Source organism: Arenibacter sp. ARW7G5Y1 (genome assembly GCF_003201775.1).
GTDB lineage: Bacteria > Bacteroidota > Bacteroidia > Flavobacteriales > Flavobacteriaceae > Arenibacter.
Genome location: NZ_QJJZ01000033.1, coordinates 1 through 18,211, shown reverse-complemented (window position 1 = coordinate 18,211; position 18,211 = coordinate 1). Strand labels below are relative to the sequence as shown.

Annotated in this window: 10 protein-coding genes; all 10 read left to right on the top strand. The window is 39.3% G+C overall.

Translation table 11 applies throughout. The features are described from left to right. Positions 1-91 precede the first annotated feature (91 nt). The 10 genes from C7972_RS23415 to C7972_RS23370 all read left to right on the top strand — a co-directional run bounded on the left by C7972_RS23415 (position 92) and on the right by C7972_RS23370 (position 17,750). Positions 92-1,633, top strand: a complete 1,542-nt coding sequence (locus C7972_RS23415) for an arylsulfatase (protein ID WP_110358587.1) — start codon at positions 92-94, stop codon at positions 1,631-1,633. 143 nt (positions 1,634-1,776) lie between these two features. Continuing rightward, the gene (locus C7972_RS23410; protein WP_110358586.1) at positions 1,777-2,907 is read left to right on the top strand and encodes a Gfo/Idh/MocA family protein; all 1,131 of its coding nucleotides are present in this window, start codon (positions 1,777-1,779) and stop codon (positions 2,905-2,907) included. Between the two features lie 127 nt (positions 2,908-3,034). Further along, positions 3,035-5,914 (top strand): PVC-type heme-binding CxxCH protein, encoded by a 2,880-nt coding sequence (locus C7972_RS23405; protein ID WP_110358588.1) that lies wholly within the window; start codon positions 3,035-3,037, stop codon positions 5,912-5,914. Between the two features lie 54 nt (positions 5,915-5,968). Then, positions 5,969-6,616, top strand: coding sequence for a DUF1080 domain-containing protein (locus tag C7972_RS23400; protein ID WP_110358585.1), 648 nt, complete (start codon positions 5,969-5,971; stop codon positions 6,614-6,616). 26 nt (positions 6,617-6,642) lie between these two features. Beyond that, positions 6,643-9,822 carry a PVC-type heme-binding CxxCH protein gene (locus tag C7972_RS23395; protein ID WP_110358584.1) on the top strand — a complete coding sequence of 1,060 codons (3,180 nt, stop codon included), beginning with the start codon at positions 6,643-6,645 and terminating at the stop codon, positions 9,820-9,822. A gap of 132 nt (positions 9,823-9,954) precedes the next feature. After that, positions 9,955-11,091 carry a VCBS repeat-containing protein gene (locus C7972_RS23390; RefSeq protein WP_146216375.1) on the top strand — a complete coding sequence of 379 codons (1,137 nt, stop codon included), beginning with the start codon at positions 9,955-9,957 and terminating at the stop codon, positions 11,089-11,091. Positions 11,092-11,272: 181 nt separating this feature from the next. Further along, positions 11,273-13,027, top strand: coding sequence for an arylsulfatase (locus C7972_RS23385; RefSeq protein WP_110358582.1), 1,755 nt, complete (start codon positions 11,273-11,275; stop codon positions 13,025-13,027). 68 nt (positions 13,028-13,095) lie between these two features. Continuing rightward, positions 13,096-14,481 carry a sulfatase-like hydrolase/transferase gene (locus C7972_RS23380; RefSeq protein WP_110358581.1) on the top strand — a complete coding sequence of 462 codons (1,386 nt, stop codon included), beginning with the start codon at positions 13,096-13,098 and terminating at the stop codon, positions 14,479-14,481. Positions 14,482-14,518: 37 nt separating this feature from the next. After that, positions 14,519-16,042 carry a sulfatase gene (locus C7972_RS23375; protein WP_110358580.1) on the top strand — a complete coding sequence of 508 codons (1,524 nt, stop codon included), beginning with the start codon at positions 14,519-14,521 and terminating at the stop codon, positions 16,040-16,042. Between the two features lie 214 nt (positions 16,043-16,256). After that, positions 16,257-17,750 (top strand): sulfatase, encoded by a 1,494-nt coding sequence (locus C7972_RS23370; RefSeq protein ID WP_110358579.1) that lies wholly within the window; start codon positions 16,257-16,259, stop codon positions 17,748-17,750. The last annotated feature ends 461 nt before the right edge of the window (positions 17,751-18,211 follow it).

Here is an 18,211-nt window from a genome sequence, read left to right as displayed (position 1 = left end):
AAGAACCCAAACCTGGAACAGAATCCCGGCTATTAAAGAGGGGTAATGTGGCTTGAGAAACTAGATAGTACTAATCTTAAATTTTGATTTCATGACAATTTTTAACTTTATAAAATGGTCCTCTTTTGTAGCGCTTTTTTCGTTGTTCTTATTACCCTTGGGACTCTTTGCCCAATCAGTCGAAAGACCCAACGTGATCATTATCAATGCGGACGATGTTGGATACGGGGACCTGGGTGCCTATGGGGCCACTTTGGTAAAAACGCCCCAAATAGACCGTTTGGCCAAGGAGGGCAGGAGGTTTACGGACTTCCATTCCGCATCGGCGGTGTGCTCCCCTTCCAGGTACGGCCTTATAACGGGGCGGTATCCGAGCAGGAGGGATTTTTGGAACCCGATATTCCATAAAACACCCTTGATGGTAGATCCCGATAGGACGACCATCGCGGATGTGATGAAGCGCGCCGGGTACCGTACCGGAATCGTAGGGAAATGGCATCTGGGTTTTGGGAACGAGACCCCTATAGATTGGAACAAGGAGTTAAGGCCCGGGCCCTTGGAACTGGGCTTCGATTCCTATTTCGGCGTACCTATATTGAACAGCCATCCCCCTTTTGTGTATGTTGAGGACCACAGGGTGGTCGGCCTGACGCCGGAAGACCCAATGGTATATGGGAAAAAGGCCGAGACGCGCTGGTTTCCCGAGAAGATGGGTTTAGATGTTATTGGCGGGGGCAGGGCGGCCCATGCGCTCTATGATGACCGTATGGTAGGCACGGTGCTAAAGGACAGGGCGGTCGAGTTTATCAAGGAGCATAAGGACGCTCCATTCTTTCTGTACTATGCCACGACCAATATACACCATCCCTTTACGCCTGCACCCCGGTTCATTGGTACAAGCAAGGCGGGACGCTATGGGGACTTCATCCATGAACTGGATTGGATAGTGGGGGAGATCGTCAGGACCTTGGAGGAGGAAGGGCTCACCGAGAACACCATGTTGATATTTACCAGTGACAACGGTGGCATGTTGAACCAAGGAGGACAGGATGCGTATAGCCAGGGCCATCATCAGAACGATGGCCTTCTCGGTTTCAAATTCGATGCATGGGAAGGGGGGCACCGGGTGCCGTTGATCGTACGTTGGCCTGGACAGGTCCCTGCAGGATCGGTCTCAAACGAGCTATTGTCCAATGTGGATTTTCTCGCTACTATGGCCGCACTGGTCGGCCTTCCGTTACAGGCTGACGAAGGTCCGGACAGTTATAACATGCTACCGGCCTTTACGGGGACCCCGAAAAAACCGATACGCGATCAATTGGTGATCAGCCCCTTCAAAAAGAACAACCTGGCGATACGCAAGGGGAAATGGATGTACATAAGTGGCCAGGGCGGGGGCGGGTTCTCCGCCACCAAGGCAGGGGAGCATGCTTTCGGTGGTCCGGCGGCGTTTCCTTTTACCGGACAGCGCAATAGCGACATCGAGAACGGAAAGATTAAGGAGGGTGCCCCGAAGGCACAGCTCTATGATTTAGAGGCGGATATCAAGGAGTCGGTAAACTTACATGACCAAAACCCTAGGATGGCCAAGAAAATGAAAGAACTATTAGAAAAAACATTGGGAAGCAATTGAAGTAAACTTAATTAAATTAAATCATAAACGATTGGGGAGTAGTTTGATATAAAATTAGTGTCAAATTCTTGAGTAAACTATCAGGTCTATTAGTTTAATTGCGTTACGTCATATTGTTATTATAAATTAAACAAAATATAAAAATGAATCTAAAAAAAATAAATATTGCAATAGTGGGATTGGGATTTGGTGCCGAATTTATTCCTATTTATCAAAAGCATCCTAATGTTAATTTAATAGCCGTCTCACAAAGGACGAAATCTAAATTGGATGAAACGGCAAATAGTTTTAACATTGAAAAGAGGTATACTTCCTATGAAGAATTGTTAGAAGATTCTGAGATTGATGCAGTACACATTAATACCCCAATACCGGACCATGGTCTTCAATCTATAAAGGCTTTGAAAGCAGGAAAACATGTTGCCTGTACAGTACCAATGGCTACTACTATTGAAGAATGCCAGGAAATTGTTCGATTGACAGAAGAAACGGGTTTAACCTATATGATGATGGAAACCGTGTTGTATGCTCGTGAATTTCTTTATATGAAGGAGTTATACGAAAGTGGAAAATTGGGCAAAATACAATTCTTAAAAGCTAGTCACCAACAGGATATGGATGGTTGGCCTGAATATTGGCCAGGACTTCCCCCAATGCATTATGCGACCCATTGTGTTGGGCCTGTTTTGGGATTGACCAAGGGTGAAGCAGAATATGTTTCCTGTTTAGGGTCGGGTACCATCAGGGAAGATTTAATTAAGGAATATAATTCTCCATACGCAGTAGAAACTACTCATATTAAATTTAGAAATTCAGATTTGAGTGCACATGTATATCGTTCATTGTTCGATGTTGCTAGACAATATAGAGAAAGTTTTGAAGTATATGGTTCCAAGAAATCGGTAGAGTGGCCTTTAATTGAAGGAAAACCTTTAGTGGTGCATACTTCAAAAAAACCAGAACCGGAAATTCCAGAAGAGATAGTGAGTCCTGATTTCGCAAAATTACTTCCAAATGAAATACAATCTTTTACGACCCATGGGGTTTATGATACCAATGAAAATACCCACCTTTCATTCACTCAAGGTGCAGGCCATGGAGGGTCTCATCCTCATTTGGTACATGCGTTTGTTAATGCTTTATTGAAGGGAGAATCCCCTTATCCTAACGCAAAACAGTCGGCAAATATTACTTGTGTAGGTATTTTAGCACATGAGTCGGCCAAAAATGGAGGGGAAATAATTAAGTTGCCAAAATTTACCCTTAGTAATTAAGTAGTAAAATTAATATAGACTTGATTTTTATTATTATGAAAAGTTCAACTACTTCTATATCTGTATAAAATAATAAATCAATTCACTTTAACACAAAATGATTATTAATTGCCAATATATTCCTTTTATGAAAAAATATGCAGTACTGGTGTTGTCAGGTATTTTGTTGTTCAGCTTATTCCTAATAGTTGGCTGTAGGTCCGATGGCAAAGAAAAATTAGCAGAAATGCAAATTAGAGATTCTACAATTATTGATCGAGAATATCATCTGGAAGCAACTATGCTTGGTTATTTTGCTAAAGATGGTACTCGAAATCCAACCTTGTATGCAAATAAGGGCGATCGCGTGCGCATTAATATCACTAACGGAGAAACCATGACACATGATATAGCTTTGGAAAAAATAGGAGTAAAAAGCGAAACCTTACTTGAGAAGGGGTCGACAACCAAGATTACTTTTTGGGCTGAAAATGATGACACTTATTATTGCACAGTACCAGGACATCGAGCTGCTGGAATGGTGGGTAAGTTTGAAATTGTAGAGGGTGACCTTTCGACTCAGGTAATTGCGGGCATTGTTCCATTTAAAAATGGTAAGCCACTGAATTTGGGCTTTGAAAGGGGAAATCTAAGTGATTGGAAGGCTGAAGGTGAGGCATTTAAAAAGCCATTGTTCAACAGGCTTTCGACGGTTTATGATACTGATGAGCAAATAGGTTTCGACGGGGATTTCTTTTTAAGCAGTGGGGGGACCACAAATTATAAATTGAAAGGTACATTGACTTCAGTACCTTTTGAAGTCACCCATCCTTTTGCTTCTTTTAAGGTTTCAGGTGGTGCTTTAGCCGATACGCGAGTAGAAATTGTAGAATCTGACACCGAAAACGTAATTTTTAAATCTACTGGCCAAGGTCGGGCTACATTGCAGCCTGTAGTAGTGGATTTACGGGACTATCTTAAGAAAAATATTTTTATTCGAATCATTGACAACGAGAGCGGAACTTCTCCCATTCCATATATTCGTGATGATAAATGGGCTCACATCAATTTTGATGACTTTTTGTTTTATCCAGAACGTCCTAATTTTCCCAATGAACTTTATCAAAAAGACATTATTGTCCTTCCTCCTTTAGACCCAGTATTAAACTCAGGATTATCTGGGAAGGAAGCCGCAAAGGCAATGACCCTTCCGAAAGACTTTAAAATTACCTTGGCGGCCGCTGAACCGGATGTAGTTCGCCCTATTAGTTTTACAATTGATGCACGGGGGAGGTTATGGGTTGTTGAGGGGCATACTTATCCAGTTCCAGCAGAAGAAGGCAAAGGCAAAGATAGGATTTTGATATTTGAGGACACCAACGGTGATGGTACATTGGATAAAAGAAAAGTTTTTATTGAAGGCTTAAATATGGCTAGTGGTATTGAAGTTGGTATGGGAGGTGTATGGGTTGGTGCTGCCCCCTATCTTATGTTTATACCAATTGATGAAGATAGTGATAAACCAGCCGGGCCTCCGGAAATTTTGCTTGACGGTTGGGGACTTCATGATACGCACGAGGTACTTAATAATTTACGGTGGGGTCCAGATGGTTGGCTGTATGGCGTGCATGGGATTTTTACCCATTCAAATGTGGGTAAGCCTGGGAGCACTGACGACCAACGTACTAAATTGAATGCTGGAGTATGGAGATATCATCCAACAAAACATGAATTTGAACTCTATTCTGAAGGTACGAGTAACCCTTGGGGAATTGATTTCAATGATTATGGACATCCGTTCATTACTGTTTGTGTAATCCCTCACATGTATCATGTTATTCAAGGTGCGCGATATCAGCGTCAAGGCAGGAGTAGTCATTTTAATCCATACACCTACGACGATATTAAGACTATCGCCGATCATGTTCATTACCTAGGTGATCGAGGACCTCATGCCGGTAATTTCAGATCGGCAGCTGCAGGTGGCGGTCATGCCCATGCTGGAGCTATGATATATTTGGGAGGAAATACTTGGCCCCAAGAATACCACAACACTATTTTTATGAATAATATTAATGGTTCAAAACTTAACAATGATAAATTATGGCGGTCCGGTTCAGGATATAAAGCTTCTCATAAAAAGGATTTTTTAGATATGAACGATTCTTGGTCGCAATGGTTGAATTTTAAATATGACCCAAGTGGATCGGTATTTGCCATTGATTGGTATGATCAAAATCAATGCCATAGTAAGAATCCGGATGTTCATGACAAAACCTTAGGACGCATCTTTAAGATTACTCACAAAGATGACAAATGGGTAAAGGTAGATCTTTCAAAAGCATCGGATTTGGAACTGGTCGAGTACCAATTAAATGAAAACGAATGGTATGTGAGAATAGCAAGGACTATTTTGCAAGAACGAGGACCTAATCCTAAGGTGCATGAAGCTTTGAAGGAAATATTGATAGAGAATCCTGATGTAACTCGAAAATTAAGGGCGCTATGGACACTTCATGTGACCAATGGACTTAATGAGAATGACTTAAATGGATTGCTCCAAGATTCTAATGAGTATATCCGAAGTTGGGCAATTCAGTTGTTGTGTGAGAATAAGAAAGTATCCCCACAGACATTAAAGCTTTTTGACGCAATGGCGGAAAACGATGATTCTCCTTTGGTCAGGCTCTATTTAACTTCTGGTATGCAGAGATTGGAACTCACCAATAGATGGGTAGTGCTAGAGACTTTGATGAAAAAGTCGGAAGATGTGGATGATCATAACATACCATTAATGCTGTGGTATGCATTTGAACCTTTGGTCGCGCTAGACACTGAACGCGCCTTAAAGATTGCTGAACAAACTAAAATCCCTCAAATTCTGAATTATACTATTCGAAGAATTGGGGATATTAATACGGGGGAGACCAAAAAAACACTTACGAACCTTAAAGGGCGCTTGAACAAGAATGCCACTAGTGAGAAAGGTGCTGCGATAATTTTAATCGATTCAATTTTAAAGGAATAACGAAGTGAGTTTAATCTTGTTGCCAAACATAAATACTATAAACAATAATGTACCATGATAGCAAATTTATTTAAAACTACGTGTATTCTTGTCATTTTTCTGACCTCAATTGGTTCTTTTGGTCAGACAGTATATTCAGTCCCGCCCAAAGATGTTGTTGATTTAAGTGATTGGAAGCCTGTAAAAAGTGAGAATAAAAATCTTTGGAAGGTTATAGACGGAATGGTAATAGGAGGTGACGGATTGAGTAATGTTCCAACGAACACTTATCTCTGTTCAACCAAGACTTATGAGGATTTTGAATTGCGTTGTCTTTTTCGCTTATCGGGCAACCCAGATAGTGGTGGTATGATAAACAGTGGCATTCAATACCGTTCTTCTATTATAGAGGGTAAAATGGTTGGCTACCAAGCAGATATAGGAAATGGTTATTGGGGTGATATTTATGATGAACATCGTCGTGCCAAATTAGTAGGTGGTGATGTGGGTAGTCTTAAATCATTACTGAAAGTGGATGGGTGGAATAGTTATATCGTACGCGTGAAAGGCAATAAGCATGAACTTTATATAAATGGAATTAAAACATGTGAATATATTGAGAAAGATAGTAGTATTCCTACAAAGGGTATTATTGGTTTTCAACTTCACAAAGGAGGGAATGCGATGGTAGAATTTATAAACATTACTATAACGGAGTTATAGTTTTGGAATGATTTAAAATAATCGGGATGAACATTAAAAAGATATTTTTATTAGTTGCTTGGTTGGTTCTTCCAATTATTGCATGTAAGGAGAATTCGAAATTATCCAATGAAGAAACTAAAAGGGCAAAACTGATTGGTAAGCAAAAGAAAACCCAATCATTAAGGACAAAGGCAAATTCTCCTGAAGAGCAGTTGGCGGGCTTTATTCTCCCTGACGGATTTTCTATTGAGTTGGTTGCTAGCGAGCGAGATGGGATAATCAATCCAATTGACCTTACCTTTGATGACGCAGGCAGACTTTGGACACAAACAGGTAAAATGTATCCACTTGACCCAGTAGCAGATATCAAGTGGAAGGACTTATTGGCATTAATGAATGACCCAGAAGCTCAAGAAGAGAACCCCGAATTTAAGCGTATTTTAGATTTGTATAGAGGTGAGACTAAGGGTGTGGACCAAATTCTTATACTTTCAAATTTGTACGATAATTCTCCAGTAAAGGCAGAGGTGTGGGCAGATGGTCTTGCGTTGCCGCAAAGTATATTGCCATATAAAAATGGTAGTTATGTTGCACAGGGATCCGAAATGTTCTTTTTGGATGATACGAATAATGACGGTAAGGCGGATACTCGTGTTCCGTTACTGACAGGTTTTGGTATTACGGATACTCATACCATGGCGCATGTTTTGGTCAGAGGTCCTGGAAATTGGATACATTTTAGTCAGGGAGGTCTTAATAAAGGTGAAGTGTCTTCCGTGGTAAGTAATGCGAAGGTAAATATTGATTATAGTAAAATCGCCAGATTTTCTTTAGATGGAAAAAAATTAGAAGTACTGAGTTCGGGTTTAAATAATATTTGGGGTTTTCAACTTAAGGCGAATGGCCAATGGTGGGGAACTGAAGCCAATGATTTAGGCTATGCCGCGGTACCTTTAGAAACAGGTGTCGGTTTCAAGGGAATTGGTAATGTACGCATACGCCCATATCAACCGTGGATGCCTGAACTTTTTGATTTTAGAGTGGGGGGAACAGGTCTTTCTGGACTTGCTTTTGCTGAAGATAGCGAAGGTTCTTTCCCCAAAGAATGGAAAAATGTAGCTTTTTTGGCTAATCCAATTACCAGTACCATTAATGCGGTAAGAGTGGTCCGAAATGAAGATGGTACTGTTTCAGGGGAACACTTACCTGATTTATTATATTCTGAGGATGATTGGTTTAGACCTGTAAATATGGAATTTGGCCCCGATGGATGCCTGTATATTGCAGATTGGTACAATAAAATTGTATCTCATAACGAACTGCCGACTACACACCCAGATCGGGATAAAAGCCATGGTCGTATCTGGCGTATTCGACATGAATCACAAAAGCTGCGAGAAATTCCGAATTTCTACAAAGTAGAAACTAAGAATCTTGTGGATTATTTAAAATCACCATCTATTTGGGAAAAGCGTGCTGCATGGCATCAAATAAGTGATCGTTCTGCTAAAGAAGTACAAGAACTGGCACCGGATTTGGTGACCCTAGCTTTAGATAAAACCCAAGATGAAGCAACCCGAATTGTAGCTTTGTGGTCGTTGGAAGCGATACATCATTTTGACAAAAAAATAATTGACACTTTTCTTGAATCATCAAAACATACTATGCGCAAGGAAGTTATACGCTCTTTAACCTCCTTTTCGTTGTCAGCGGATGAATTAGCCAATATTCTGGAAGAATTTATAGAAGATAGTTCCCCGATGGTCAGGTCACAAGTTATTCGGACATTGGACGAAGTTGGTGTCGCAAATTCAAGAACCATCGAATTATTGGTAAGGGCTTGTAAACCTGAATTAGGAGGAAATGATATGGGAGGCCCATATGAGCGAAAACTGGAAAGATATTTGGCGAGAAAAACATTGGAGAATTACCCTAATCAGCTATATGATTATATAACTTCTTCTGAGGCAGATAAAATCCCTGAAACTAATCTTATTTGGGCTAGTCAGGCATTGCCTACAACACAGAAGGAAAGTGTCTTCGTAGCTTTATGGGAGCAATCGGATATTAAAAAACTGGATGAGCCTACTTTTATTCTTATTGCCAATATGTTGACAAATAAAGAAGTATTTTCTACGGTAAAACCTGTGTTGGAGGCTGCAGAAAACGCTGTGGAAAATGTTTCATTTACACTGGAGAATTTAGGGAGAGTTCAGTCGGACGAGCTCACTTCGCTGCTTGTAAAACCGATTCAAAATTTACTGCAGAGCCCTGAAGAATCCCATCAGTTATTAGGCCTAGAAGCAGTGGGTAAACTAGGAATAAATAAACTACGAAGTTCGGTAGTATCCTTAATTAAGGATGGTTCCAGTGATGTGACAATTGAACTTGTGATGAAAGCACTTGAGGATGATTCAGAAAGAAACAAAGAGTTATTCGAAAAATTGGCGAAAAAGGAAGAGTTGTCAGCAGAGCTTAGGGTTCTGGCTATTCGTACAATTGCAAAGACTGACCAATTTTTGGCAAGTGCCATTTTGGACGCTTGGTTACCCAAACTAGATCAAGTGCTACAAAAACAGGTTATAAGTCAATTGTCTAAATCTAATCATGGCTCTTTGGTACTAAGAAAATCATTCAAAAATGGACTGCTAGATATTGAAGCTTTCGATTTATCAAGTGCTGAAAGAATATATAATTTAAATACAAATGACGAAACTGGAGTAGAAATAATGGAAGCGGCCAAAAAACAAGCCGAAAAAGAAGAGAAGAATTTTGCTTCGAAATTGGAGCACTTTATGTCGATTGCAGAAAAGAGTACCGGAAATCCATCTAATGGAGAACAGTTATTTCAAGTTTGTTTACAATGTCATAGAGTGGGTGACAAAGGGTACGATTTTGCGCCAGCTCTTGATGGATCGGCATCAAGAGAAAATGAAGCCTTGCTAACGGCAATACTCAATCCAGATGCAGCAGTGGAAAATGCTTTCTCCCTTTATAGGGTGGTTACAAAAAGTGGTAGTAATGTGGAGGGTTTTCTTGTGAGAAATGATAGCCGTGGGGTTACACTCGGCTTTATGGGAGGAGGAGAAACGTTCATTCAATCAGATGATATTCGATTATCAGGCCATCTCGGTGGGCGGTCATTTATGCCTAAAGGACTAATAGACAATTATTCAGAAGAGCAGGTTTCAGATTTGCTGGCTTATATTAGAACCTTAAATTAATGGATTATGAAAAACAGCATAAATAAAATTACGATTCCGATTTTCATAGCAGTATTGGGGCTGTGGAATGTAGCAATAGCCCAAGAAAAGAAGGTGCTTGAAACCCAAGTTGCCTTTAATAGGATTCAGTTATTGGATAAATATGTTTCGGAAGGAGCGACTATGGGAGATATTGACAACGATGGGATTATGGATATCGTTGCTGGCCCATTTTGGTGGAAAGGTCCAGAGTATAAGCAGTCTTATGCATATTCTCAGGTTAAATATTTTCCCGTTGACGCCCCTGGATTGGCAGGGTATTCTGATATATTTTTTACTTTTTCCGGCAATTTTGACGGAGATCAATGGTCAGATATTTTGCAAATTGGACTGCCTGCCTCAGATGGTAAATGGTTTAAAAACCCTGGAAAAGATTTTAATACATCCAAAAATTCAAAACCTGAGTATATTTCTTTTAACGCTCAAGATAATGTATGTAATGAATCTCCACAATACATTGATATAATTGGTGATAGGAAAAAGGAATTACTCGCATATAGTAATGGATATATTACAATATCATTGCCATATAAGAAGGGTAAGGATGATAAGTGGAAGGTGCTGGCAATTAGCCCACATGATCCCAGCCGATTTGCTCGCTTTAGTCATGGGTTGGGAAGTGGAGATATTAATGGAGATGGATATTTGGATGTGCTTGAAAAAAGTGGATGGTGGGAACAGCCAAAAAAATGGAATAAAAAGGATCCATGGAAATATCATAAATATGATTTCTCGCCCAATCAAGGAGGAGCTCAAATGTTTGCCTATGATGTAGATGGTGATGGAGATAATGATGTGGTGACTTCTATGAATGCCCACGGATATGGACTTTCTTGGCATGAGCAAATAAGTGAAAGTAAAAGTAAAATTACTTTTAAAGAACACATAATTATGACTGATTCGCCAAATGATAATCCTTATGGGATAAGTTTTAGTCAACTACATGCGCTAGACTTTGCCGACATTGACAATGATGGGGTTCTCGATGTTATTACCGGGAAGTGCTACAAGGCGCATAATGGTAAAGACCCTGGTTCCAACGACCCTCCTGTATTATTTTGGTTTAAAACAAATAGAAAAAGTGATGGGACAGTAGAATTTATACCTTATTTGATAGATGATGATTCTGGTGTTGGCCGTCAGATTACGGCAGGCGATCTTAATAATGATGGAAAAATTGATGTTGTGGTAGCCAATAGAAAGGGAGTGTTTGCCTTTATCCAAAAGTAGTAATGACATCATTAGGAGTATCATTAAAATAAAGGCGTAAGACTTGTTATTACGGGGTTAATACGATTGCACGTTTTTTTTAATTCCAATTAATAATACATCGGAGTCATAGTAGAAACGGCCAACTCAGTGTATAGATATATCATTTGAAAAGATATTTAAACTATAAATTCGAGAACTTATGAAAATTAAATATTCGGCTTGTTTGGTACTGGGATTAGTATTGACCGTACTATTATTATCAAGTAGTAAAGAACCTAGTGTACCTTTAAAACCCAATGTCATTTTAATAATGACCGATGATCAGGGTTATGGAGATTTGTCTTCACATGGGAATCCAATCATCAAAACTCCGGAAATGGACAAATTGAGGGAAGAATCTGTCCGTTTTACAGATTTTCATGTAGCTCCGATGTGTACCCCCACTAGAGGTCAATTGATGACTGGGTTGGATGCAATGAGAAATGGGGCAACCTTTGTTTGTAGAGGGCGTTCTATGATACGTACGGATATTAAACTAATGCCCGAGTACTTTTCAAAAGCTGGATATGCAACAGGGATGTTTGGAAAGTGGCATTTAGGAGACAGTTATCCTCATCGTCCCCGATTTCGTGGTTTTCAAGAAGTACTTTCATTTCGGGCTTGGGGTATTACTTCCTTGGCGGATACATGGGGGAATTCTTATTTTGATCCAGTTTTAATGCACAATGGAGTTGATAAAAAATATGAAGGATATTGTACCGATATTTATTTTGATGAAGCAATGAATTGGATTAAAAACAGAAAATCGGAAAACAAACCTTTCTTTGTTTACATACCTACCAATACACCGCATACCCCAGAATGGGTGGCGGATGCTTATTCCAGTCCTTACCAGGGGAACTTTGCCGGTAAACCTATCCCCTCCAATTTTTTCGGAATGATTGCCAATATTGATGAGAATATAGGGAAGTTAGAGGTTTTTTTGAAAAAAGAGAATCTTCAAGATAATACGATATTAATTTTTTTATCTGATAACGGCACTCAGAATAGGGATGCTCAAGAGTTGTTTAATGACGGAATGAGAGATTTAAAGAGGAGTGTATATGAAGGAGGGCATCGAGTTCCCTTATTTATTAGATGGAAGGATGGAAAGCTTGTGCATGGCACAGATATTAATGAACTAACTCAGGTGCAAGACTTACTTCCAACTTTAATTGAACTTTGCGGACTTGATTCTAATAAGGATAAGTTTGACGGAACCAGTTTGGCAAGTTTGTTGAAAGGAGAAACTAAAAAATTAGATGACCGGATGTGTGTTTCACAATACAGGGTGAGTGGAGAAAAATGGGATTCAGCTGTTGTTATGTGGGATAAATGGAGATTAGTAGGGGAGAATGAACTTTATCACCTTCCAAGTGATCCTGGTCAACAAAGGAACGTTGCAACAGACTTTCCAGAGGTGGCGAAAAAAATGTCAACTTACTATGATAAATGGTACGACGAAGTCAGTGTGGAGTATGCACGTGAAAGGTATATTACTATTGGTTCGCAGTTTGCGAACCCGATGACGCTTTATTCTAGTGATTGGCAAGGCGATTATTGTGATAACCAGGCTAATCTAAGAAAAGGTACGGCCAAAGGTTATTGGGATGTAATTGTTGATAAAGAGGGAATATATGAAATAGAATTGAGGAGGTGGTCAGAAGGTTCAGGAAAGCCCCTTATCGATTCCTACGACGGTAGCCCTGATTCAGAAGTTGGTGTTAGGCCTATTGCAAAGGCACAATTAATAGTGGGCGATTTTAATAAAACGGTTGATACTAGACCACAAGACACTTATGTAAAATTTAGGATGAAATTGAAAAAGGGAAAATCGAAAATAACAACCAATTTTTTGGATAAAAACGGTGTTATTCTAAATGGAGCTTTCTATTTAAAAGTAATAAGGATATAGAACCGGTGGAAATATAAATTAAATAAATGCCAACCATTTTTAACTTATCAAAGACTAAATACTTGGGAATGAAAATAAGATTATTGTTTTTCGGAATTTTTTATGGCTTTTTGTTTTGTTGTAAAGTAACCGCACAAGACCAACCTAATATAGTTATTATTTTTACGGATGATCAGGGATATTCCGATTTAGGTGTTTTCGGGAGCACAACTAACAAAACCCCTCGTTTGGATAAATTGGCAAAAGAAGGTACCCGGTTTACCAGCTTTTATGCTCAACACGTATGTGGTCCCTCAAGATCGGCACTGTTGACCGGTCGTTACCCAATTCGCAGTAAAGGGTGGAGTATGCCATCAAGTGAGATTACTTTTGCCGAACTTATAAGGGAAGCAGGTTACCAAACAGCATGTATCGGTAAGTGGGATGTCTCTAACCGACTTCCAATTAAAGAGCGTATGCCAAATGCCCAAGGTTTTGACTATTATTTTGGGACCTTAGGGGCTAACGATGGTGGAATGGTAGAATTCTATGAGGATAACAAAATGATTGGGAGTACCTCTGATATGGGCAGTTTAATTTCTTTATATACCGATAAGGCAATTGATTACCTCAGAAACAAAAGAGATTCGGAAATGCCTTTTGTTCTATATCTATCACACACTATGATGCACATGAACATAGACGCGTCTGAGTCGTATACGGGAAAATCAGAGGGAGGTCTGTATGGCGATGTCGTGGAAGAATTTGATTATGAAACCGGGAGGCTTTTAGATGTAATAGATGAACTGGATCTAAAAGAAAACACTATGGTTATTTACACTACTGATAATGGTCCTTGGAATCAACCACGCTATACCATGAAAAAACGAAACAATCCCGGCTATTTGAAATGGAAAAAGAACAATGCAAATTTTGTAAATGACAGTATATTTTGGGGAGAGTCGGGTCCGTTTCGCAATGGAAAGGGCTCTTGTTACGAAGGAGGCTCCAGAGTACCTTGTATTATTCGTTGGCCTGGCAAGGTTCCTGCCAATAAAACCTCAAATGCAATTTTTGCAACAATAGATTTGTTGCCCACATTTGCCCAAATAATTGGATTTAAAGTACCTGAAGATCGAAAAATTGATGGGGTAGATCAAACTGATCTCATTTTTGGTAAAAGTGTTACTGGAGCACGGGATAATTTTTATTATGTCAATGCCATGCGTAAAGGAAAATGGAAATACCTTCGGGCCGAGCATACTATTTACGATTATTCTTTTGATAGTGAAAGGGAAAAGATAGAAGAACTTTACGATCTAAATATAGACCCAGGGGAAACGACTAACCTTGCAAGTAAGTATCCAGAAAAGGTATTGGAGTTGAAACTACTTTTAAATGATATTGGTAAAGATGCTGATATTGAGGTGTTAAAATCCAGCAAACTTAGGCGGGAACTCCCGGATAAACATTAGAAAGACTTAATTATTATTGTGCTAACAACTTGTGAAAATGATTACTAAGAATATTATAGTGAGAGCCTTTATTGTTCTAATAAACCTTACGAGCATCAGTCTGTTCTCACAAAAAGCCACAAAACCATTAAATATTTTACTCATTACCGCTGATGATCTGGGGTATGAAGCTGTTAATTCATTCGGACGTTCTATCCCTGATTTGACACCAAATATGGTTGAATTTGCAAAGGAAGGTGTTCAGTTTACCGAAGCACATACCATAACTCCTATTTGCGTTCCAAGTAGAGCAATTATGGCTACTGGTCTATACGGAGTTTCTAGTGGGATGATGGGATTTATACATATGAAAAAAAGAGTTCCAACGACAATGCAAGTTTTTCAGGATAATGGTTATTTAACGGGTATCTTAGGAAAAGTGGATCATTCCACCCCAGATCCCAATTTCAATTGGGACTTTTCTAAAGATTTCGAAGATTTGGGTTCAGGAAGGAGTCCTCAAAAGTATGCAGAATATACAATAGAGTTCTTGAACAGGTGTAAATTAGAAGAAAGACCGTTCTACTTGATGATTAATTCCCATGATCCCCATCGAATATTCCACAATCCTGATGGAAAAAAATTAGAAGGAGCGGAAGAGCCGTCCAGGCTGTTCTCTGTTGATGATGTAGAAATCCCGGGTTATTTACCAAAGACAGATAGGGTAAAATTAGAATTAAGTCATTACTATAATTCTGTTAGAAGGTTTGATGATACTTTTGGGGCCGTTATAGAGGCTTTTAAAAACTCGGGGTTGTATGAAAATACGTTAATAGTGGTACTTTCAGATAATGGGTCGGCTTTTCCCTTTGCTAAAGCAAATTGCTATGTTGCAAGTACTAAAACACCTTTTTACGTGCATTATCCCAGGCATATGAGAAAAGGCCTGGTAGATACCGAACACATGATTTCCGAAGTAGATATCTTTCCTACTTTTTTGGACGCAACGGGAATAAAAATTAAAAATAAATTGGATGGTCGATCTATTTTGCCCTTATTGGAAGGAGGGAAACAGAGAGATAGAGATTTTGTTATAGGAGAAATTGATTATAAAATTTCAGGTAAGGCAACGCCGATACGTTCATACGGCACTAAGCGATTTAGATATATTTTTAATCCTTGGGCACCTACCGGCTATAGATATTACAATAACAACGAAGGACAAATAAACAAAGATATCGAGGCAAATCATCCTGAATATATCGAATATGTCAACTTTTTTAGACATCGTGTTCTCGAAGAGTTTTATGATGTCCAGGCGGATCCGGATGGCTCTAATAATTTAATTGGTGACCCGTCATTTCAGAAGGAAATAAAGAAATATAGAAAGGCTTTGAAAAAATGGATGAAATCAAAAAATGACCCCGTTTTTAGAATGCTTAAAAATATTGACAAGCCAGAGAAAATGGGGGAATATATTCAATCGAATTTCCCAAGTAAGATGTCGTTGATGACGAAAGAAGATCAATCAAAGGAGATTGAAAGAAGGCGCAGGGCGAGCGCTAGGGGACTGGAGCGCTAAAGTTGGCCAACCACTTTGAATGTTCATAATTTACTTTTATTACTTCATTAGGGCATTTTTTTAGGTATCCAAGCGTGTGGCGATTCTAAGGGTTCTCTGGAGATTTTATTTAAGGAGAGATAAAAATCACATCTAGGTTGGACATATGGCAAATCCTTCATGTCATTGATCCAGACGATCTAAGGAGGGACAATAATTAAGTTACCGTAACGATATGAAAAATAAAGTATTTTATTATGGGTATAGAGCTATAAGTAAAGGAATGATATTTGCGACAATAAGTTGCTTGTATGGATGTGGCCATACCCAAAAAACATCGAAGGTATCGCCCAATATTATTGTAATATTTACAGATGATCAGGGATACGGCGATTTGGGGTGCTATGGATCTCCCAATATCCACACACCCAATATAGATTTGATGGCAGCTGGGGGAATGCGTTTTACAAGTTTTTATGCTGCCCCTTTTTGCGGACCTTCACGAGCACAATTGCTAACTGGTTGTTACCCACCCCGTGTAGGTCATGCAAGGAATCCTGGCCCTTCTTCTCCCTATGGTCTTAATCCTAATGAATTAACCATAGCCGAAGTTCTACAGAATCAGGGTTATGCTACGAAATGCATTGGTAAATGGCATCTGGGTGATGCCCCGGAGTTTCTCCCTACACAGCAAGGATTTGATTCATATTTTGGAATTCCTTATTCCAATGATATGTGGAAATACCATCCCAATATGCCTCCTAAAATGGATGAAGACAGTCTTATGCTTGCCATTAGGAGTCGTGCCACTTATACCGGATTTGCGGGTCAAGGAAGTTATTATCCTTTAGGAAAGGGTTTCCCGAACGATTTACCCCTTATGATTGACGAAGAAATTATCGAACTTAATCCTGATCAACAGCAATTGACCGACCGATATACCGAGTCGGCCTTGGATTTTATAACAAAACAAAATAAGAATCCCTTTTTTCTTTATTTAGCCTTTAGTATGCCACATGTTCCCTTGTTTGTTTCAGAAAAGTATGCAGGCAAATCCTATCGGGGACTATATGGCGATGCCATAATGGAGCTCGATGGAAGTGTGGGGCGAATTATGGGGCTTATTAAAGATCTTGGCCTGGATAATAATACCTTAATTATTTATACTAGTGACAATGGCCCTTGGCTTCAGTATGGGATAGATGGGGGATCGGCAGGACCACTGCGCGCTGGTAAAGGAACCTTATATGAAGGGGGTATTAGGGTGCCTGCCATTTTTCGTTGGCCAGGGAAAATCCCTAGTGGTAGCATTTCAGGATTACTTTCTGGAAATCTTGATATCTTTCCCACTTTGGTGGGTCTCGCTGGTGTGAAAATCCCAATGGATAGGGCTATTGATGGACGGGATCTATGGCCTGTTCTTTCGGGTAAAAGTACAATGAGTCCCCATAATTTTTTTCATTACATGGGAGGAAGTCGTGAGGGGGAGGCGAACTATCTTGGTATAAGGGATGATCGATGGAAACTTATGGTAAATGTAGATAGTAGTGGAGTGCTAGTAGCTAAAGAATTGTATAACCTGGGGACAGATGTAGGTGAAAGGTTCAACCGTTTGACGCAGCAGCCGGAAATAGCTACCCGTCTAAGAATGGAAGCCCAAAAGTTTTATGATGAACTGTCTAAAAACATAAGGCCAGCTGGGCAACTAAGTATAGCAAGTAACAACTGAATTAAGGATCTACAAAAAAAACTAGGCAATAAGATTTATTTACTTTTGGGTTTCTAATTTTTAATAAAAAAATGATAATCAGAGTTGTATAAGTAAAAAGAGTTTCAAATACGCCTACATTCCTAAGTCTGTTTTTTAATAAGGTGATTTTTGTTCTCTACTTGACTTCGATGCGAATGCTAAATTCTAAGATAACTATTCTAGCCTATGAAAAAAGATCATAAACATTAATATTACCTACTGTCCAAACAAATGTTACGACTTAGGGTTCAGCAATATTATATTTCTATCCGATGGTAATATTCCAAATAAAAGTATTTCAAAAATCCTTTTTATTTATGGTGGCGTATTGCATGTGTTATTGCTTTTTTCTATATGTTGTTTTCATGTGTAATATATCTTATATGGATGGTGTTGTCAATTGGTCATCTCCTAATGGTTTTTTGGATCTTTGCAGGCTG

Bases quoted from the DNA above. Each gene is read 5' to 3' on its own strand.
- C7972_RS23395 (WP_110358584.1), top strand. From the start codon at position 6,643: ATGAACATTAAAAAGATATTTTTATTAGTTGCTTGGTTGGTTCTTCCA.
- C7972_RS23400 (WP_110358585.1), top strand. From the start codon at position 5,969: ATGATAGCAAATTTATTTAAAACTACGTGTATTCTTGTCATTTTTCTG.
- C7972_RS23370 (WP_110358579.1), top strand. From the start codon at position 16,257: ATGAAAAATAAAGTATTTTATTATGGGTATAGAGCTATAAGTAAAGGA.
- C7972_RS23385 (WP_110358582.1), top strand. From the start codon at position 11,273: ATGAAAATTAAATATTCGGCTTGTTTGGTACTGGGATTAGTATTGACC.
- C7972_RS23415 (WP_110358587.1), top strand. From the start codon at position 92: ATGACAATTTTTAACTTTATAAAATGGTCCTCTTTTGTAGCGCTTTTT.
- C7972_RS23410 (WP_110358586.1), top strand. From the start codon at position 1,777: ATGAATCTAAAAAAAATAAATATTGCAATAGTGGGATTGGGATTTGGT.
- C7972_RS23380 (WP_110358581.1), top strand. From the start codon at position 13,096: ATGAAAATAAGATTATTGTTTTTCGGAATTTTTTATGGCTTTTTGTTT.
- C7972_RS23375 (WP_110358580.1), top strand. From the start codon at position 14,519: ATGATTACTAAGAATATTATAGTGAGAGCCTTTATTGTTCTAATAAAC.
- C7972_RS23405 (WP_110358588.1), top strand. From the start codon at position 3,035: ATGAAAAAATATGCAGTACTGGTGTTGTCAGGTATTTTGTTGTTCAGC.